The organism is Variovorax sp. Varisp85 (assembly GCF_047304045.1).
Classification (GTDB): Bacteria; Pseudomonadota; Gammaproteobacteria; order Burkholderiales; family Burkholderiaceae_C; genus Variovorax.
On record NZ_JBGLYN010000030.1, the window covers coordinates 34,496 to 52,570 of the forward strand.

Consider the following 18,075-nt stretch of genomic DNA (forward strand, 5'->3'; position numbering starts at 1 on the left):
AGATGAACCAGTTCCTGCGCAGCCTCACCCCGACCCAACAGGTCGCTGCACTCTTCCTCATCGTCTTCGGCCTGCTCGCAATCGTGAGCGCCACCGCGTTCTTCCTCACCTTCCGGGAGCGCCGCAACCCCGTGCACGACGCCGCCTGGCAAGCCGAACTGGCGCACTTCCGCGCGCTGCTGGGCACCACCTGGTTCATGGTGATCATCTTCTGGATCGGCTGGGCGCTGGGCGAAACCGTGGCCACCGTGCTGTTCGCGCTGATTTCCTTTTTCGCGCTGCGCGAGTTCATCACGCTCTCGCCCACGCGGCGCGGCGACCACCGCAGCCTGATCCTGGCCTTCTTCGTGGTGCTGCCGATCCAGTTCTGGCTGGTGGCCACCGCGCGCTTCGACCTGTTCACCGTGTTCATCCCGGTCTACGTGTTCCTCGCGATCCCGGTGGCGAGCGCGCTGGCCGACGACCCGAGCCAGTTCCTCGAGCGCAACGCCAAGCTGCAGTGGGGCATCATGGTCTGCGTCTACGGCATGAGCCACGTGCCTGCGCTGCTGCTGCTGAGCTTTCCGGGCTACGAAGGCAAGAGCGCGTTCCTCGTGTTCTTCCTGGTGTTCGTGGTGCAGACCTCGGTGCTGGTGCAGCACCTGATCTCGCGCCGCATGCAGCGCACGCCCTTCGCGCCCAACGTGAGCCGCAGCTTCAACTGGACCAGCTGGGGCATCGGCATCGTCGTGGCCAGCCTGGTGGGCGCGCTGTTCTCGTTCATCACGCCGTTCAGGTTCGGGCAAGCGCTGGCGGTATCGGTCATTGCCTGCATCGCGGGATCGATGGGGCACCTCGTGATGAAGGCGCTCAAGCGCGACCGGGGGATTCCGAACTGGGGCCAGAAGGGCGTGGGCGTGACGGGAGCCAACGGCCTTCTCGACCGGGTCGATGCGCTGTGCTTCGCCGCCCCGATCTTCTTCCACTCGATCCGCTGGTACTTCAACGCCTGAACGTGGCACACCCCCAGGCTGCGCGCACTTCGTGTCGCTTCGCCAACCCCCTTGCAGGGGGCAATACCTGCGGCCCGGCAAAGCCGGTTCCGCGGTATTCCTGAAAGAACTCCGGAGACAGTTCAGATTCGAGTGTCGGGTGACCTCGCTCAGGCCTTGCGTCGCACCACGCGGTCGAAGGCCTCCTTGGCCTTTCGGCCGAACGCCCTGGCCTTCAGCGCCTGCAGCTCGCGCATGAGGCGCGCGCGCTGCTCGGCCGACAACGCCGTGCCGAAGCGCCCCAGCGCGGCTTCGAGCGCCGCGCGCTGCGCCTCGACGCGACCCTGCCGGCCCTCGGCCTCGGCCAGCCATTCGCAGGCATTGGCGACGCGTTCGCGCAGCGCGGCATCGCCTGTATCGCCGAAGCGCGCAATGAGCGCGCGGTAGGCCTTGGCCTGCCCCACGGGGTCGCCGAGCTTGTCGAGCGCCTTGGCCTTGTTGATCATCGACTTGGCGGCCCACAGCTGCAGCGTGCCTTCCCTCGCACCGGTGGTGCGAGCGATGGCCTCGTCGTAGCAGTCCACGGCCGCCTTGAGCTGGCCGGTCTGGCGCAGCGTGGCGCCCTTGCGGAACAGCGCACCGACCACGCGCCCGCGCAGGTCCGGCAACTCGGAGTTGCCCCAGCGCGCGACGATCTGGTCGTGCACCCGCATCCCGTCGTCGTGCAGGCCGAGGCGGTCGAGCGCGGTGCTCTTGTATTGCAGGCACAGCGCGACGGTCTCCTGCATCTCCGTGGACGGGTCGGCGCCGTAGCGCGCGTCCATCGCATCGGCGGCAACGACCACTTCGGCGAAGCGCTCCAGCGCGACCAGGCAAAAGGCCTTGTGGACCAGCGCCCGCGCGCACTGCCGGCGCAGCTCGGGGTGCGGCGACGCGCCATGCGCGGCCAGCACCTCGTCGAACAGCGCGATGGCCTCGTTCGATTCGCCGGCATCGCCATGCTTGCGGCCCTGCCTGACCTTGTCGCGCACTTCGTCGCGCAGCTCGGACGGCAGTTCCGGCAGGTTGCCGGCGGCATCGGCCTTGCGCAGCCGCTTCAGGCAGGCCTGGCGGCCGGCGGTGGCCTTGTCCAGGGTGTCCTGCAGCTCGGGCGTGAGAGCGCCCCGCAATTGCTTCGCGAGCTGCTCGTACACGGCGAGCGCCTCTTCGGCCCGGCCGAGCCGTTCGAGCAGCACGAAGCCCTTGTTGAGCAGCGCGCCCGCCACGGTGCGCTGCACCCCGGCATCGGAGTCTGCGCCGAAGGTGGCGAGCAACCGCTCGCAGGCGGCCAGCGCGGCCTCCCCGTCATCCTGCTCGCGCAGGCCCACCGACCAGTCGTAGGCACGGCGCACGGCCATGCGGCGTACCTGCGCCGAGGCATCGCGGCCGTAGCGCTCGAGCAGCCAGCCGACCAGCTCGGCGCGGTTCGCATGCTCGTCGATGCCGAACCCGTCAAAGAACAGGGTCAGCGCCCGCACGCCCTCGATGCGCAGCTCGGGCGCCGCGTCCTCAAGGCCGGCCTCGATCTGGTCGGCCACCGCCAGGCACATCACCTGGGCCTGCGCATGCTGCGCCAGCTCGCGCAGGTTCAGCACCGAGGCCAGGCGCGCGCGCGCCACGCGCAGCACCACGCCCGGGTCGGTGCTGCCGTCGAAGCGCTCGATTACCGCATCGAGCGTGGCCAGTGCGTCCTGCGGCAGGCCGCGGTGATGTTCGATCTCGGCCTTGAGCAGCCGGGCCTCCGCGCGCCAGGCGTCGAGCGCGGCATCGGGCTGGCTGTCGAGCAGTTCGCTCATGGCGTCGCAGGCCTCGCAGCGCGCCGCGGGCTCGTCGATCCACCAGGTGCGCTGGTACAGCGCATGGGCGATGTGCTCGCGGATCCCTGGCTCGCCGCGCTGGCCGTGCGCGGCGATCAGGCGGTCGAGGGTGGCGAGCGCATCGGCGGGGCGGTGCATCTGGCGCAGCATGTGCGCCAGCAGGCGCAGCGCCTGGCAGCAGGGCACGACCACGCCGGCCTCGGGCATGGCCGCGAATTCGTTGAGCAGCCGGGTGCAGCCGGCCAGCGCCTCGTCGCGGCGGCCCAGGTCGTTGAGCAGTTCGACGCGCCGGAAGCTCGCGGCTGCGCGTTCAGCGGGGTGCTGCAGGCGTTCGAGCAAGGCTTGCGCCTCGTCCAGTTGCCGCTGCGCGGAGGACTCGACTACATTCACATTCGCTTCCTTGTGTGGCGCGCCCTGCGGGAAGCGGGGCAGACTGTACGAATCGGCACGGATTCTGCCCGCGATCGCGCGGCTTTCCAGCGCTGGCTCGGTCCTTCTCTCTCCTCTTTGCTCGGGCGTAGGCCTTTCGTTTCTCTCATGCGCATTCTTGGCATCGACCCCGGCTTGCAGACCACCGGTTTCGGCGTGGTCGACGCGGACGGCCATGCGCTGCGCTACGTGGCCAGCGGCACCATCAGCACCCGGCACCTGGGCACCGGCAACCTGCCGGCGCGCCTGAAGGTGCTGTTCGACGGCATCGCGGAGATCACGTCGCGCTACCAGCCCGATGCGTCGGCGGTCGAGATCATTTTCGTCAATGTCAACCCGCAGTCGACGCTGCTGCTGGGGCAGGCGCGCGGTGCCTGCGTGACCGCGCTGGTCAGCAACAACCTCTCGGTAGCCGAGTACACCGCGCTGCAGATGAAGAAGGCCGTGGCGGGCCACGGCCAGGCCGCCAAGGCGCAGGTGCAGGAGATGGTGCGGCGGCTGCTCGACCTGCCGGGCCTGCCGGGCGCCGATGCGGCGGACGCGCTGGGCATCGCCATCACGCATGCGCAGGTGGGGCGCTCGATGGCGCGGCTCGCGGAAGCGGCCCAGCTGTCGAAGACCCACGCCGGCACCTACCGGCAAGGGCGTTCGCGCTGAGTCAGCGCACGATGTAGCGCAACTCGCCGAGCCGCGTGCGGCGCTCGCGCACTTCGGCGGCCACGCACGCCGCATCGCCTTCGAGTGCACGCGCGATCCAGTCGGCAAGCTGCGGCATGTCGTCGGGCGTGAAGCCCAGGCGCACGATCTCGGGCACGCCGAGCCGCAGGCCATTGATGTCGCCCTCCACGGGCGCGATCGGCAGGCCGATGCCGCAGGCCAGCAGGCCGCCTCGCGCGAGCTTCTTCGCCGCATGCTGCCCGCCGCCCCAGCGCGCTGCTTCAACCGCAAGCTGGTGCGACTGCGTGAAGCCGCGCGCCTTCGCGAACACGGGCAGGCCTTGCGCATCGAGCGCGCGCGCCAGTGCCTGCGCGGTCTCGCGCATGGCAGCTGCATAGGCTGCGCCATGCGCCTTCCAGTCGAGCAGCCCGCGGGCCAGCGCGGCCGTGCGGCCCGCATCCGAATTGGCCGTGAGGCCGGGGTATGCGATGGCGTCGATGCGCTCCATCAGCGCCGCGTCATTCGACACGATCAGGCCACCCACCGGGCCGCCCAGGCTCTTGTAGGTGCTCATGGTGATCGCATGCGCACCCTGTTCGAGCGGCTGCGGCCACGCCTTGCCGGCCACCATGCCCGAGAGGTGCGCCGCGTCGAACAGCAGCTTCGCGCCCACGCCATCGGCGATCTCGCGGATCTCGGGCACCGGATGCGGAAACAGGTTCAGGCTGCCGCCGATGGTGATGAGCTTCGGCTTCACTTCGCGCGCCAGCCTGGCCAGCGCGATGGTATCGACCGTATAGCCATCGGCATCGACGGGCGCGGAAACCGGCTTCAGGCCATAGAGCCCGGCCGCGCCCGCCGCATGGTGCGTGACGTGGCCGCCGATGCTGGGCGGCGGCACGATGATCGTGTCGCCAGGCTGGCAAGTCGCCATGAACACGTAGAGATTCGACAGCGCGCCGGAACTCACGCGCACTTCGGCGAACTTCGCGCCGAAGACCTCAGCCGCGAGTTCGGCGGCGACGACCTCGATCCGCTCGATGGCCTCCAATCCCATCTCGTACTTGTCGCCCGGATAGCCGAGCGAGGGGCGCGAGCCGAGCCCGCGCGACAGCAGCGCCTCGGCGGCTGGGTTCATCACGTTGGTAGCGGGGTTGAGATTCAGCCCGTCGATGTCGTGGATGCGGTGGTTGTCGGCCACCAGCCGCTCGATCTCGGTGGCGACGCCCGCCGCATCGCGCGCGGCGGCGTCGGCGGCAATGGAAAGCACGTGGTCTTCGCTGGCGGCGGGAACCCAGGGGCGGCGTTGCAGGGCGGCGGGCATGCGGTGGATCTCGCTGGAAGTGATGGATGGGCGCATCGTCGCCTGCAGTGCGCGGCCGGGCAAACCGGATAATCTAGGCCTGAGCCCTGGAAAAACTTGGCCTGGAAGATCCTCGCATGCCGCTCGCACCGCCCCGCCCTCGCCTGCCGCCGCACACGGCCGTGCGCGCTTTCGAGGCGGCCGCGCGCCACGGCAGCTTCGCGCGCGCGGCCGAAGAACTGTTCGTCACGCCGGCCGCCGTCGCGCAGCAGATCAAGGCGCTGGAAACCTGGGCCGGCGGCGCACTGTTCGAGCGGCACAGCCAGGGCATTCGCCTCAGCCCGCACGGGCGGCGTGCCTTGCCTGCCCTCAGCGCGGCCGTCGATCAGCTCGGCCTTGCGGTGCAGGCACTGCGCCACGAGACCCAGACCGCCGCGCGCCGCAGCACGCTGCAGGTGGCTGCGCTGCCGGCCGTGGCGCAGCTTTGGCTGTCGCCGCGGCTCTCCCGGCTGAAGGCCGCGCTGCCCGGCGTACAGGTGTCGGTCACGGCGTTGGAGCAGCCGCCGAATTTCCGCCGCGAGCCCTTCGATCTCGGGCTGTTCTATGCACGGGCCGGCGAGCACATCGAAACAGCCGTTGGCGCGCAGGCGATCCCGCTGGTACGCGACCGGCTGCTGCCGGTGTGCAGCCCGCGCCTGCAGCAGCCATCGCCCAGCGGCAGGCCGCGCTCCCTCGATGACCTGACGGAACTGCTGGCGCGCTGCGGCGGCCTGCACGACACCGTCTGGCGCGACGACTGGCCGCGCTGGCTGCAAGCCGTGCGGCCCGGCACCACGGCGATCGAAGCCGACGCGCTCGCGGCCGGCCCCGACTTCTCGCTCTACAGCCTCGCACTGCAGGCCGCGCTCGATGGCGAAGGCGTGCTGATGGGTCGCGAGCGGCTGGTTGCGCCAATGCTTGCGCAAGGCAAGCTGCATGCGCCCTGGGGCAGGCCGAAAGCAGTCGGCGACACAGTCATGCTGCTGGTGCCCACACACCGCAAGGGACCGCTGCTCGCGCAACAGGTGCAGGCGTTGCAGGCGCTGGCCACCTGACGGGCCAATGCACGAAGCCTGGGGGCGAGCCCAACTACACGACGCGTTCGGCGATCAGCACCGCGAAGAAGCCGAACGCCGCGAGCAGCGTCCACTTCAACACGATCCATCCGATGCGCCGGTACCTGGCCTGCCCCGTGCCCGCATAGAACGCGAAGCACACGCCCGCCACCAGCAGAAGCAGCAGGATGGCCCAGCGGAAAAGAAGCATCGTCGGGGCGACGCCTACCAGGCGCGGGCGACTTCGCCGAAACCGCGTGGCGCGCGCTTCTCGTCGTCGAAGGTCACGACTTCGTAGGCGTCGCTGTGCGAGAGCAGTTCGCGCAGCAGCTTGTTGTTGAGCGCATGGCCCGAGCGGAACGCGGTGTAGGCCGCCAGCAGCGGCTTGCCGATGATGTAGAGGTCGCCCATCGCGTCGAGGATCTTGTGCTTCACGAACTCGTCGTCATAGCGCAGGCCGCCGGCATTGAGCACCTTGGTGTCGTCCATCACGATGGCGTTGTCCAGCCCGCCGCCGAGCGCGAGGCCCTTGCTGCGCATGTACTCGACCTCCTTGGTGAAACCGAAGGTGCGCGCACGCGCGATGTCGCGGCTGTATGAATCGGTGCCCAGGTCGAACTCCACGCGCTGGCCGGTGGAGTTGACGACGCGGTGGTCGAAGTCGATCTCGAAGCTCAGCTTGTAGCCGTGGTATGGCTCCAGGCTCGCCCATTTCTCGTTGGCGCCTTCGCCCTCGCGCACCTCGACCTTGCGGGTCACGCGGATGAAGCGGCGCGGCGCCTTCTGCAGCGCGATGCCCGCGCTTTGCAGCAGGAACACGAAGGACGAGGCCGACCCGTCGAGGATCGGCACTTCGTCGGCCGTGATGTCGATGTAGAGGTTGTCGATGCCCAGGCCCGCGCAGGCGGACATGATGTGCTCGACGGTCTGCACCTTCGCGCCGCCGGTGGAGACCGTGGACGCGAGACGCGTGTCGGTGACCGACTCGGCGGTCATGCGGATCTCGACCGGCTCCGGCAGGTCGACGCGGCGGAACACGATGCCCGTGTCAGCCGGGGCCGGACGCAGGGTCAGCTCCACGCGTTGGCCGCTGTGAAGCCCCACGCCCACGGCGCGGCTGATCGACTTGAGGGTTCGTTGTTGCAGCACGCCGGGGATTTTAGGCGCGCGCCGGGCGTGGGCCCCTAGGCCCTTCGCTATGGCACCGATAGACATGGGTCCTATCCATTAAAGCCCCGACGATGGACGCAAGGGGCACGAAGTGAACGCAGCGCCTAGGGTCAGGGGAAGTCCCTTTCAGGTCCCCCCTGCGCCCCTTGCGAACCTTCGTGCCCTCTGCGTCTATAGGCCGCTTCGCGAAACACCGAGGATCCGGCTCCGCCGGTCCTCAGGTGTTGCCCCCGGCAGGGGGAAGGCGAAGCGACACGAAGTGCGCGCAGCCTGGGGGCGAGCCGATATCAGTCGGCCTGGCGGCGCAGGAAGGCCGGGATCTCGAAGTCGTCCATGCCGCCCGAAGACAGCGCGTCCACCTTCGCGGCGGCCATCGTGCGGTTGGTGCGCCACACGCTGGGAACGGCCATGCCGTCGTAGTTGGGCTGGCTGCCGCTGCCACCGGCATGACCCATGCCACCGAGCGTCGGCACGGTGAACGGGATGTTGTCGGTACCGGTGCGGATCACTTCGAGCGTGGGGGCCTGACGGCGGGCATCGGCACGCGAGAGGCCGGTGGCCACCACGGTCACGCGCATCTGGTCGCCGAGGCTGTCGTCGTAGGCGGCGCCGTAGATCACGTGCGCGTCCGGCGAAGCGTAGGCGCGGATGGTGTTCATCGCGAGCTTCGACTCGTTCAGCTTCAGCGAACCCTTCGACGCCGTCACCAGCACCAGCACGCCCTTGGCGCCCGAGAGGTCGATGCCTTCGAGCAGCGGGCAGGCCACGGCCTGTTCGGCGGCGATGCGCGCGCGGTCCGGGCCCGCGGCGGCGGCCGTGCCCATCATGGCCTTGCCGGGTTCGCCCATCACGGTGCGCACGTCTTCGAAGTCGACGTTGACGCCGCCGTACTCGTTGATGATTTCCGAGATGCCGCCCACGGCGTTCTTCAGCACGTCGTTGGCGTGCGCGAAGGCTTCGTCCTGGGTGATGTCCTCGCCCAGGACGTCGAGCAGCTTCTCGTTGAGCACCACGATCAGCGAGTCGACGTTGGCTTCGAGTTCGGCCAGCCCGGCGTCGGCGTTGGTCATGCGACGGCCGCCTTCCCAGTCGAAGGGCTTGGTCACCACGCCCACGGTGAGGATGCCCATTTCCTTCGCGACGCGCGCGATCACGGGAGCGGCGCCGGTGCCGGTGCCGCCGCCCATGCCGGCCGTGATGAACAGCATGTGTGCGCCGTCGATGGCCGCGCGGATGTCGTCCACCGCGAGCTCGGCCGCTTCACGGCCCTTGTCGGGCTTGCTGCCGGCGCCCAGGCCGCTGGTGCCGAGCTGGATGATCTTGTGCGCGCTGCTGCGCTGCAGTGCCTGTGCGTCAGTGTTCGCGCAGACGAACTGAACGCCCTGCACGCCGCGTTCCATCATGTGGGCGACCGCGTTGCCGCCGCCACCGCCGACACCGATCACCTTGATCTGCGTGCCCTGGTTGAACTCTTCGACTTCGATCATTTCGATGGTCATTTTTAACTCCTTGAATCTTGCAGTTGCCGTTGTGTATCTATGAATTTTTCTTGTGCCGTGACGGGATCAACGATGAGACCGTCACGATGGTGGACCTGTGCGCCGCCATCGCTCGTTGAAATGCAATGGAGGGCTTCCACGCGCGAGCCAGAGTGGGGAATGGATCATGGTCAGAAGTTCCCCACGATGAAGTCCTTGAAACGTCCGAATGCAGTCTTTACCGACCCATTCTTCTGCGCGACCTTGAAGCCGCGCATGCGCGCGAAGCGAGCTTCTTCGAGCAGACCCATGACTGTCGCTGCACGGGGCTGCGCGACCATGTCGGACAACGCGCTCGAATACTTCGGAATGCCGCGCCGCACAGGCTTCAGGAAGATGTCTTCCCCAAGCTCGACCATGCCCGGCATCACCGCGCTGCCACCCGTGAGCACCACGCCCGACGACAGCACTTCCTCGTAGCCCGACTCGCGCACCACCTGCTGCACCAGCGAGAAGATCTCTTCGATGCGCGGCTCGATCACGCCGGCCAGCGCCTGCTTGCTCAGCATGCGCGGGCCGCGATCGCCCAGGCCCGGCACTTCGACCTGCGTGTCGGGGTCGGCCAGCAGCTGCTTGGCATAGCCGTTTTCGACCTTGATGTCTTCCGCGTCCTTCGTCGGCGTGCGCAGCGCCATCGCGATGTCGCTCGTGATGAGGTCGCCCGCGATCGGGATCACGGCCGTGTGGCGGATCGCGCCGTTGGTGAAGATCGCCACGTCGGTGGTGCCCGCGCCGATGTCGACCAGCACCACGCCCAGTTCGCGTTCATCTTCCGTCAGCACCGCCTGGCTCGAGGCCAGCGGGTTCAGCATCAGCTGGTCGACCTCGAGGCCGCAGCGGCGCACGCACTTGATGATGTTCTCGGCCGCGCTCTGAGCGCCGGTCACGATGTGCACCTTGGCTTCGAGCCGCATGCCGCTCATGCCGATCGGCTCCTTCACGTCCTGGCCGTCGATCACGAACTCCTGCGGCTCCACCAGCAGCAGGCGCTGGTCGCTCGAGATGTTGATGGCGCGCGCCGTCTCCACCACACGGGCCACGTCGGCGGGCGTCACTTCCTTGTCCTTCACCGCCACCATGCCGCTGGAATTGATGCCGCGGATATGGCTGCCTGTGATGCCGGTGTAGACGCGGCTGATCTTGCAGTCGGCCATCAGCTCGGCCTCCTTCAACGCCTGCTGGATGCTCTGCACGGTGGCGTCGATGTTCACCACCACGCCGCGCTTGAGCCCATTGCTCGGCGCGATGCCGAGGCCGGCCAGCTTGAGCTCGCCACCGGGTAGCACCTCGGCCACCACCACCATCACTTTGGCGGTGCCGATGTCGAGTCCTACGACCAGGTCTTTGTATTCTTTGGGCATTGATATGTCCTCGATTTCTCGGTATTCGCTACTTGATTTTTCTTGGGGCCTCTGGCGAGACCGTGGTGACGCCGCGCAGCCGCAGTGCATACGCGTCGTTGTGGCGCAGATCGGCGCCCTCGACGTCGGCCATCGTGCGGCGGTACTGCCCCGCGACCTGGGTCACGGTCTTCAGGAACCGCTGCAGGCGGGCCGTCACCTCCTCGCTCTGGCCGCGGCCGAGTTCAATCTCTGCGCCGCTGTCGAGCACCACCTTCCAGCTGCCCCGGCTCGACAGCGTGAGCTCGTCGACGGCCAGGTCGTAGGGCTGGAACTGCGGCTGCAGCACGCGGTACATGCCCAGCACCTGGCCCGCCTGTTCGATCGGGCCATCGAGGCGCGGCAGGTTGTCGTCGACCTCGGCCACGTTGGCCTCGAACACGTCGCCGAAACCATTGATCAGTTTCGAGCCCGCCTCGTCGCCCCAGTTGGCCACCGGCACCTGCTCGGTCAGCGTCACACGAAGCTTGTTCGGAAACTCGCGCCGCACCACCGCGCTGCGCACCCACGGCACGGACTCGAAGGCGGAACGCGCGCGCGCCAGGTCGATGGTGAAGAAGTTGCCCGACAGCTGCGGTGCCACGTTGGCGCGCAGCGTGACCGCGTTGTTGTGCGTGACCTCGCCGTCCACCTTGATCCCGGCGAGCGGGAAGAACGGCTGCCGAAGCACCCACCACGCGCCCGCCGCCAGCAGCATGAGCGCCACCATCGCGAAGGCAATGTTCGCGACGATGTTCATGAGCTTGACGTCGAAGGGAGCGGGGATGCCGTCGGCCATGGCTATTGCGCCCCCCCCGTGGCGTCGAGCGCGGCCGAGGCCAGCACGCGCAGGCACAGTTCTTCGTACGCGATGCCCGCGGCTCGGGCCGACATCGGCACTAGCGAATGGCTGGTCATGCCGGGCGAGGTGTTCATCTCCAGCAGGAATGGCTTGCGGTCGCTGGCGCGGATCATCACGTCGGCGCGGCCCCAGCCACGGCAACCGAGCGTGTGGTACGCGGCCAGCGTGATGCGCTGGATCTCGTGCTCCTCGGCCTCGGGAAGGCCGCTCGGGCATTGGTACTTCACGTCGTCGGTGAAATACTTGTTCTGGTAGTCGTAGGCGCCCTCGGGCGCGGCGATGCGCACCACCGGCAGCGCGCGCGCATCGAGCCCCTGGCCGAGCACGGCACAGGTCACTTCCTCGCCCTCGATGAACTCCTCGCAGAGCACATCGGCGTCGTACTTCGCGGACAGCGTGACCGCGTCCTGCATCTGGGAGTAGCCCTCGACCTTGGTCACGCCGATGGACGAGCCCTCGCGCGGTGGCTTCACGATCAGCGGCAGGCCGAGCACGTCGGGCACCACCATGACCTGCTCGCGGCTTTGCTGGTCGAAGGCCAGGCGCACGTACTTGGGTGTGGGCAGGCCGTCGGCCTGCCAGATGCGCTTGGTCATGACCTTGTCCATGGCCACGCTCGACGCCATCACGCCCGAGCCGGTGTAGGGAATGCCGAGCAGTTCGAGCGCGCCCTGCACGGTGCCGTCCTCGCCATGGCGGCCATGCAAAGCGACGAAGCAGCGCGCGAAGCCTTCGCGCTTGAGGTCGGCCAGCTCGCGCTGCGAAGGATCGAAGGCGTGCGCGTCGACACCGCGCGAACGCAGGGCTTCGAGCACGCCGGTGCCCGACATCAAAGAGATTTCGCGTTCGGCGGAACTGCCGCCGAACAGCACGGCAACCTTGCCGAAGAGTTGAGGATTCTGAAGGCTCATGAGGCCCTCCCTTTGCGCGAACCGCGCTCCGATGTTGAGGGTGCCGCAGCCACAGCCGCGCCGAGTTCGACGACCTTGCCCGGCACCGCGCCGATGGACCCGGCGCCCATGGAGAGCACCACGTCGCCCGGACGGGCGTTGTCGAGAATGGCCTGCGGCATGGCCGCGATGTCGTCGACGAACACCGGCTCGACCTTGCCGGCCACGCGCAGCGCGCGCGCCAGCGTGCGCCCGTCGGCCGCCACGATGGGTGCCTCGCCCGCGGCATAGACCTCGCCGAGCAGCACGGAGTCGGCGGTACCGATGACCTTCACGAAATCCTCGAAGCAGTCGCGCGTGCGGGTGTAGCGGTGCGGCTGGAAGGCCAGCACCAGCCGACGGCCCGGGAACGCGCCGCGCGCGGCCGCGATGGTGGCCGCCATCTCGACCGGGTGATGGCCGTAGTCGTCGATGACGGTGAAGGTGCCGGCTGCATGGCCCCCTTGCACGGCCACGTCGCCGTAGCTCTGGAAGCGGCGGCCCACGCCCTTGAAGTCCGCAAGGCCGCGCTGCACGGCCTCGTCGGGAATGCCGAGCTCCACCGCCACCGCGATCACCGACAGCGCGTTGCGCACGTTGTGCTCGCCCGGCAGGTTCAGCACGATGGGCAGGTCCGGCAGCGTCACGCCATTGCGGCGCTGCGCGGTGAAATGCATCTGGCCGCCGACCGCGCGCACGTCGACGGCGCGCACCTGGGCGTCCTCGCCGAAGCCGTAGCTGGTGACCGGGCAGGTCACGTTGGCCACGATCTCGCGCACCGCCGGATCGTCGGTGCACAGGATGGCCACGCCGTAGAAGGGCATGCGGTGCAGGAAATCGACAAAGGCCTTCTTGAGCTTCGCGAAGTCGTGCCCGTAGGTCTCCATATGGTCGGCATCGATGTTCGTGACCACCGCCATCACGGGCAGCAGGTTCAGGAACGACGCGTCCGACTCGTCGGCCTCGACCACGATGTAGTCGCCGCTGCCGAGCTGCGCGTTGGCACCAGCGCTGTTCAGGCGCCCGCCGATCACGAAGGTCGGGTCGAGTCCGGCGGCGTCGAGCACGCTCGCCACCAGGCTGGTGGTGGTGGTCTTGCCATGCGTGCCGGCAATGGCGATGCCCTGCTTCAGCCGCATCAGCTCGGCCAGCATCAGCGCGCGCGGCACGACCGGAATGCGCTTCTCGCGCGCGGCCAGCACTTCGGGGTTGTCCGACTGCACGGCGGTGGAGGTGACGACCGCGTCGGCCCCGTCGATGTGCGCAGCAGCGTGACCGACGAAAGTGCCGATGCCCAGGCCCGCGAGCCGGCGCAGCGTGGCGCTGTCGGACAGGTCGGAGCCCGTGATCCTGTAGCCCAGGTTGAGCAGCACCTCGGCGATGCCGCTCATGCCAGAGCCGCCGATGCCCACGAAATGGATGTGACGAATCGCGTGCTTCATTTGGCAAGCTCCTCGCAGGCTTGGACTACGGCTTCCACCGCCTTCGTCTTCTGCATGGTCTTGGCCTTGACGGCCTTCTCTATCAGCGCGTCGCGCCCGGTTTTCTGTAGCAAATCAGCCAGCAATTCAGGAGTGAGGTCGGTCTGCTGCACGAGCCACCCGCCGCCCGCGTCCACGAGGAAGCGCGCGTTGGTGGTCTGGTGGTCGTCGACCGCCGAGGGGAAAGGCACGAACAGCGCTGCTGCGCCGACGGCCGCGATTTCTGTGACGGTACTGGCACCGGCGCGCGCGACGATGATGTCGGCGTCGGCATACGCCTGCGCGGTGTCTTCGATGAAGGGCGTGAGCTCGCCTTCGACGCCGGCCGCCGTGTAGTTGGCGCGCAGCTCGTCGATCTGCTTGGCGCCGCTCTGGTGCAGCACCTGCGGGCGCGTCGCCGGTTCGATGCGGGCCAGCGCCTGCGGCACCACGGTGTTGAGGCCGCGCGCCCCGAGGCTGCCGCCCACCACCAACAATTTGAGCGGCCCGGTGCGGCCCGCGAAGCGCACGGCCGGATCTGGCTTGGAGGTAAACGCCGCGCGCAGCGGATTGCCCACCCATTGCGCCTTCTTCAGCACGTTCGGGAAGGCCGTGAACACACGATCGGCGACGCCTGCCAGCACCTTGTTGGCGAGGCCGGCCACCGAGTTCTGCTCGTGCAGCACCAGCGGCTTGTTGAGCAGCACGCCCATCATGCCGCCCGGAAAGGTGATGTAGCCACCCAGGCCCACCAGCACGTCGGGCTTCACGCGGCGCACCACGCGCAGGCTCTGCCAGAAGGCGCGCAGCAGCTTCAGCGGCAGCAGGAACAGCGTGAGCGGGCCCTTGCCGCGCACGCCGCCGAACTGCACCGGCTCGAAGGCGAAGCCGCGCGGCGGCACGAGCTTTTCTTCCATGCTGCCGGGCGCGCCCAGCCAGTGCACCTGCCAGCCGCGCTCGCGCAGGGCCTCGGCCACCGCGAGTCCGGGGAAGATGTGGCCACCGGTACCACCGGCCATGACGAGTGCGGTACGGCCGGTCATACGCGGCCTCCACGCATGAGGACACGGTTTTCGTAATCGATGCGCAGCACCACGGCCAGCGCCACCAGGTTCATCAGGATGGCCGAGCCGCCGAAGCTCATCAGCGGCAGCGTCAGGCCCTTGGTCGGCAGCGCACCGAGATTCACGCCCATGTTGATGAAGGTCTGGAAGCCGAGCCACACGCCCACGCCCTGGGCCACGAGGCCCGAGAACACGCGGTCGAGCGCGATCGCCTGCCGGCCGATGTGCATGATGCGGCGCGTGAGCCAGAGGAACAGGCCGATGATCAGCAGCACGCCGACCAGGCCGAATTCCTCGCCGATCACGGCCAGAAGGAAGTCGGTGTGCGCCTCGGGCAGCCAGTGCAGCTTCTCGACGCTGCCGCCCAGGCCCACGCCGAAGATCTCGCCGCGCCCGATGGCAATCAGCGAGTGCGACAGCTGGTAGCCCTTGCCGAGCGCGTGCTCTTCGCTCCACGGATCGAGGTAGGCAAAGATTCGTTCGCGGCGCCACGGGCTGGTCGCGACGATGGTGCCGAAGGCCACCACCACCAGCGCGGCGATCACGAAGAACATGCGCGCGTTCACGCCGCCCAGGAACAGGATGCCCATGGCGATCACCGCGATCACCATGAAGGCACCCATGTCGGGCTCGGCCATCACCAGCATGCCGACCACCACCACCGCGATGCCCATCGGCAGCACGGCGCGGAAGAAGCGCTCCTTGATCTCCATCTTGCGCACCATGTAGCTGGCGGCGTAGAGCACCATCGCGAGCTTGGCCAGCTCCGAGGGCTGGAAGCGCATGAAGCCCATCGGCAGCCAGCGGCGCGCACCGTTCACGTTGATGCCGATGTGCGGAATGAGCACGGCCACCAGCAGCAGCAGCGAAGCCACGAAGAGCCATGGCGCGGCGCGCTCCCAGGTCTTCATGGGGATCTGGAAGGCCAGCAGCGCGGTGACGAACGCGAAGATCACCGAGGCCGCATGCCGCGTAAGGAAATACGAGGCGCTGTAGCCGGCGCGCGCAAAGCGCGGGTTGTCGGGCAGCGCGATGGAGGCCGAATACACCATGACCAGGCCCCACATCAGCAGTGCGACCGTGACCCAGACCAGCGCCTGGTCGAAACCCAGCACGCGCATCGGCGTGGCCTTTGTCTGCGCGACGCCGGCGCCGCCCAACCGCACAGGCAGGTGCACGGGCAGCGAGTCGATCCCGCTGCGGGCGCGCCTGAACCAGCCGCCGAAGCGGCCGGTGGATGCGTTGGGCGTGGCGCCCGAGGCGGCAGAGTTCAAACCGTGTCCTCCGTCGAATCGCCCATGCCGCGCGGGCTGTCCTCGAAGGCCTGCACGGCCTCGCGGAACACCTCGGCGCGGTGCGCGTAATCCTTGAACATGTCGAAACTCGCACAGGCCGGTGACAGCAGCACGGCATCGCCGGGGTTGGCGCGTGCGGATGCGAGCTTCACGGCCTCGTCCATCGAGCCGGCATGCAGCAGCGAAACGCCGGTCTGTGCCAGCGCGGCTTCGATGAGCGGCGCGTCGCGGCCGATGAGCACCACGGCGCGCGCGTACTGGCGCACGGGTTCGGCCAGCGGCTCGAAGTCCTGTCCCTTGCCTTCGCCGCCGAGGATCACGACGACGCGGCGCTCTTCGCCGAGACCGGTCAGCGCGGCCACGGTGGCGCCTACGTTGGTGCCCTTGCTGTCGTCGAAGTACTCGACTTCGTCCACGATGGCGATGGGTTCCACGCGATGCGGCTCGCCGCTGTATTCGCGCAGGCCGTAGAGCATCGGGCCCAGCGGGCAGTCGGCGGCACTGGCCAGCGCGAGCGCGGCCAGCGCGTTCATGGCGTTGTGGCGGCCGCGGATGCGCAGCGCATCGGCGGGCATCAGTCGCTGCAGGAAGATTTCTTCCTCGACCACTGCGCCGCGCTTGCGCTTCTGCGTTTCGTCGGCTTCCAGCGCACGCACCAGCCAGGCCATGCCGTTGACGCGCTCGATGCCGTAGTCGCCCGGGCGCAGCGGCATCGCGCTGCCGAAGGTGATGTGCGTGCGGATCTGCGGGCGCTGCAGCTTGACCCTGACGGGTGCGGGCAGCATGGCCATCACGCCGTCGTCGTCACGGTTCAGGATCATCAAGCCCCGTGAACCGAAGATGCGCGCCTTGGCTGCGGCATAAGCCTTCATGTCGCCGTGCCAGTCGAGATGGTCCTGCGTGAGGTTGAGCACCGTCGCAGCGGTCGGCTCGAAGCCCTGCACGCCGTCGAGCTGGAAGCTCGACAGTTCGAGCACCCACACGTCGGGGAGTGTGCCGGCATCGATGTGCGCGGACAGCGTATCGAGCAGCGTCGGGCCAATGTTGCCGGCCACGGCCACGGTCTTGCCCGCGCGTTCGACCAGCTGGCCGGTGAGCGAGGTCACGGTGGTCTTGCCGTTGGTTCCGGTGATGGCGAGCACCGCGGGCGTATAGCCCTTTGGCGCTTCGGGCTCGACGGGAGGCGCCAGTTCGAGCTGGGGCGACTCTTCCTCCACCGCGGCCGAGGCCGGATTGGTGGCGGAGATCTCGGCGATCTTGGCGACGAACTCTGCAGCCTCCCTGGCGGCAGTCGGGACGTAGGGCTTGCCTGTGGTCGGGAGGCGGGAGACGGTGGCGGGTGCAGCCTTGGGCGCATCCGCCGCCTCCGGTGCTGCTTGCACTGCGCCGTCGGTCTGCTCAGGTTCGGCCTCGACGGCTTCCGTCGTCGTGATGACTTCGGCGGGTGCGGCCTCCGAAGCTTCCGACGGCATCGGGGCGGCAACGCTCATCGACGGGTCGCGCGGCATCGCTTCGGCCATCGCGGGGACGGTCGATTCGGGCTGCGCTTCGACAGGTTCAGCAGCTTCGGCCGGGGCCGGGGGTTCGACCGCTTCTTCAACCGGCGCAGGCTCCTCCAGCGCCAGCTGCGCCTGAGCTTCGGGCTCGGCCGGTGCTTCCGCTTCGGCGGCGGCTTCGGGTTCAGGCTCCGGCCCGGCTTCCACCACCGGCACCTCGACCGTGCGCAGATCCAGCAGCGCGCGCGCGAACAGGTCCAGTTCGCCACCGACCGGCAGGCCCATGGCCCGCGCCGCATCGGCCACCGGCGCGATGGTTTCGGGCGACAGGCCCGGCGAGCGGTACACGGCGCGAATCGGTGTGCCCTCGACCAGCGCGGCCGAGAACGGCCCGCCGACAAAGCTCACCCCGGGCAGTTCCGCCCGCAGCGTCGCCAGCAGCGACGGCGCTTCGCGCGTGTCGGCCACGGTCACGACGGCACCGTGGCGCGCGCACCAGCGCGTCATCGCCAGCCCGGACGCACCGAGGCCGAGCACGAGGACGGGGAGGTCTTTCAGATGCCGCATGTTCC

At 68.6% G+C, this 18,075-nt stretch carries 15 protein-coding genes; 3 read left to right on the plus strand and 12 right to left on the minus strand.

The window, feature by feature from the left end; translation table 11 throughout:
• Positions 1-2: 2 nt before the first annotated feature.
• Positions 3-992, plus strand: a complete 990-nt coding sequence (locus ACCC97_RS14050; RefSeq protein WP_007831391.1) for a phosphatidate cytidylyltransferase — start codon at positions 3-5, stop codon at positions 990-992.
• A gap of 149 nt (positions 993-1,141) precedes the next feature.
• Here the strand turns inward: ACCC97_RS14050 and ACCC97_RS14055 are convergent, their stop codons facing one another.
• Positions 1,142-3,217, minus strand: coding sequence for a hypothetical protein (locus ACCC97_RS14055; RefSeq protein WP_413333390.1), 2,076 nt, complete (start codon positions 3,215-3,217; stop codon positions 1,142-1,144).
• A 147-nt stretch (positions 3,218-3,364) separates the two neighbouring features.
• On the opposite strand from ACCC97_RS14055, the gene ruvC reads away from it, so the two are divergent.
• The gene (ruvC, locus tag ACCC97_RS14060) at positions 3,365-3,913 is read left to right on the plus strand and encodes a crossover junction endodeoxyribonuclease RuvC (RefSeq protein WP_007832433.1); all 549 of its coding nucleotides are present in this window, start codon (positions 3,365-3,367) and stop codon (positions 3,911-3,913) included.
• Between the two features lies 1 nt (position 3,914).
• Here the strand turns inward: ruvC and glyA are convergent, their stop codons facing one another.
• Positions 3,915-5,237 (minus strand): serine hydroxymethyltransferase, encoded by a 1,323-nt coding sequence (glyA, locus tag ACCC97_RS14065; protein WP_413333404.1) that lies wholly within the window; start codon positions 5,235-5,237, stop codon positions 3,915-3,917.
• A gap of 116 nt (positions 5,238-5,353) precedes the next feature.
• Between glyA and ACCC97_RS14070 the strand changes: the two genes are divergently transcribed.
• Positions 5,354-6,310: a LysR family transcriptional regulator gene (locus tag ACCC97_RS14070; RefSeq protein WP_007832440.1), complete on the plus strand. Its 957-nt coding sequence runs from the start codon at positions 5,354-5,356 to the stop codon at positions 6,308-6,310.
• Positions 6,311-6,344: 34 nt separating this feature from the next.
• Here the strand turns inward: ACCC97_RS14070 and ACCC97_RS14075 are convergent, their stop codons facing one another.
• From ACCC97_RS14075 to murD, 10 genes are all read right to left on the minus strand, one after another.
• A complete protein-coding gene (locus ACCC97_RS14075; protein WP_007832441.1) occupies positions 6,345-6,521 on the minus strand; it encodes a hypothetical protein in 177 nt (58 codons plus the stop codon).
• A 14-nt stretch (positions 6,522-6,535) separates the two neighbouring features.
• Positions 6,536-7,459, minus strand: a complete 924-nt coding sequence (gene lpxC, locus ACCC97_RS14080; RefSeq protein ID WP_042673244.1) for a UDP-3-O-acyl-N-acetylglucosamine deacetylase — start codon at positions 7,457-7,459, stop codon at positions 6,536-6,538.
• Between the two features lie 308 nt (positions 7,460-7,767).
• Positions 7,768-8,979, minus strand: coding sequence for a cell division protein FtsZ (ftsZ, locus tag ACCC97_RS14085; protein ID WP_007832443.1), 1,212 nt, complete (start codon positions 8,977-8,979; stop codon positions 7,768-7,770).
• A gap of 170 nt (positions 8,980-9,149) precedes the next feature.
• The gene (gene ftsA, locus ACCC97_RS14090) at positions 9,150-10,379 is read right to left on the minus strand and encodes a cell division protein FtsA (RefSeq protein WP_007832444.1); all 1,230 of its coding nucleotides are present in this window, start codon (positions 10,377-10,379) and stop codon (positions 9,150-9,152) included.
• A gap of 28 nt (positions 10,380-10,407) precedes the next feature.
• Positions 10,408-11,196 carry a cell division protein FtsQ/DivIB gene (locus tag ACCC97_RS14095; protein ID WP_007832445.1) on the minus strand — a complete coding sequence of 263 codons (789 nt, stop codon included), beginning with the start codon at positions 11,194-11,196 and terminating at the stop codon, positions 10,408-10,410.
• Between the two features lie 2 nt (positions 11,197-11,198).
• On the minus strand, positions 11,199-12,170 hold the full coding sequence (locus ACCC97_RS14100) for a D-alanine--D-alanine ligase (protein WP_007832446.1): 972 nt from the start codon (positions 12,168-12,170) through the stop codon (positions 11,199-11,201).
• Entirely contained in the window at positions 12,167-13,630 is a 1,464-nt protein-coding gene (murC, locus tag ACCC97_RS14105) for a UDP-N-acetylmuramate--L-alanine ligase (RefSeq protein WP_007832447.1), read from the minus strand. The genes ACCC97_RS14100 and murC overlap by 4 nt, the downstream gene beginning before the upstream one ends.
• A complete protein-coding gene (gene murG / locus ACCC97_RS14110) occupies positions 13,627-14,691 on the minus strand; it encodes an undecaprenyldiphospho-muramoylpentapeptide beta-N-acetylglucosaminyltransferase (RefSeq protein ID WP_007832448.1) in 1,065 nt (354 codons plus the stop codon). The genes murC and murG overlap by 4 nt, the downstream gene beginning before the upstream one ends.
• Complete coding sequence (ftsW, locus tag ACCC97_RS14115) at positions 14,688-15,986, minus strand: putative lipid II flippase FtsW (protein ID WP_413333392.1); 1,299 nt, start codon at positions 15,984-15,986, stop codon at positions 14,688-14,690. The genes murG and ftsW overlap by 4 nt, the downstream gene beginning before the upstream one ends.
• Entirely contained in the window at positions 15,983-18,070 is a 2,088-nt protein-coding gene (murD, locus tag ACCC97_RS14120; RefSeq protein ID WP_007832451.1) for a UDP-N-acetylmuramoyl-L-alanine--D-glutamate ligase, read from the minus strand. Before murD ends, ftsW begins: the two co-directional genes overlap by 4 nt.
• Between the last annotated feature and the right edge of the window lie 5 nt (positions 18,071-18,075).

What these genes read in the sequence shown, in the direction of transcription:
- murD (WP_007832451.1), bottom strand. Translation starts at nt 18,070, where the DNA reads ATGCGGCATCTGAAAGACCTCCCCGTCCTCGTGCTCGGCCTCGGTGCG.
- ftsA (WP_007832444.1), bottom strand. Translation starts at nt 10,379, where the DNA reads ATGCCCAAAGAATACAAAGACCTGGTCGTAGGACTCGACATCGGCACC.
- ftsZ (WP_007832443.1), bottom strand. Translation starts at nt 8,979, where the DNA reads ATGACCATCGAAATGATCGAAGTCGAAGAGTTCAACCAGGGCACGCAG.
- ACCC97_RS14100 (WP_007832446.1), bottom strand. Translation starts at nt 12,170, where the DNA reads ATGAGCCTTCAGAATCCTCAACTCTTCGGCAAGGTTGCCGTGCTGTTC.
- ACCC97_RS14050 (WP_007831391.1), top strand. Translation starts at nt 3, where the DNA reads ATGAACCAGTTCCTGCGCAGCCTCACCCCGACCCAACAGGTCGCTGCA.
- murG (WP_007832448.1), bottom strand. Translation starts at nt 14,691, where the DNA reads ATGACCGGCCGTACCGCACTCGTCATGGCCGGTGGTACCGGTGGCCAC.
- ACCC97_RS14075 (WP_007832441.1), bottom strand. Translation starts at nt 6,521, where the DNA reads ATGCTTCTTTTCCGCTGGGCCATCCTGCTGCTTCTGCTGGTGGCGGGC.
- ruvC (WP_007832433.1), top strand. Translation starts at nt 3,365, where the DNA reads ATGCGCATTCTTGGCATCGACCCCGGCTTGCAGACCACCGGTTTCGGC.
- murC (WP_007832447.1), bottom strand. Translation starts at nt 13,630, where the DNA reads ATGAAGCACGCGATTCGTCACATCCATTTCGTGGGCATCGGCGGCTCT.
- ACCC97_RS14095 (WP_007832445.1), bottom strand. Translation starts at nt 11,196, where the DNA reads ATGGCCGACGGCATCCCCGCTCCCTTCGACGTCAAGCTCATGAACATC.
- ACCC97_RS14070 (WP_007832440.1), top strand. Translation starts at nt 5,354, where the DNA reads ATGCCGCTCGCACCGCCCCGCCCTCGCCTGCCGCCGCACACGGCCGTG.
- glyA (WP_413333404.1), bottom strand. Translation starts at nt 5,237, where the DNA reads ATGCCCGCCGCCCTGCAACGCCGCCCCTGGGTTCCCGCCGCCAGCGAA.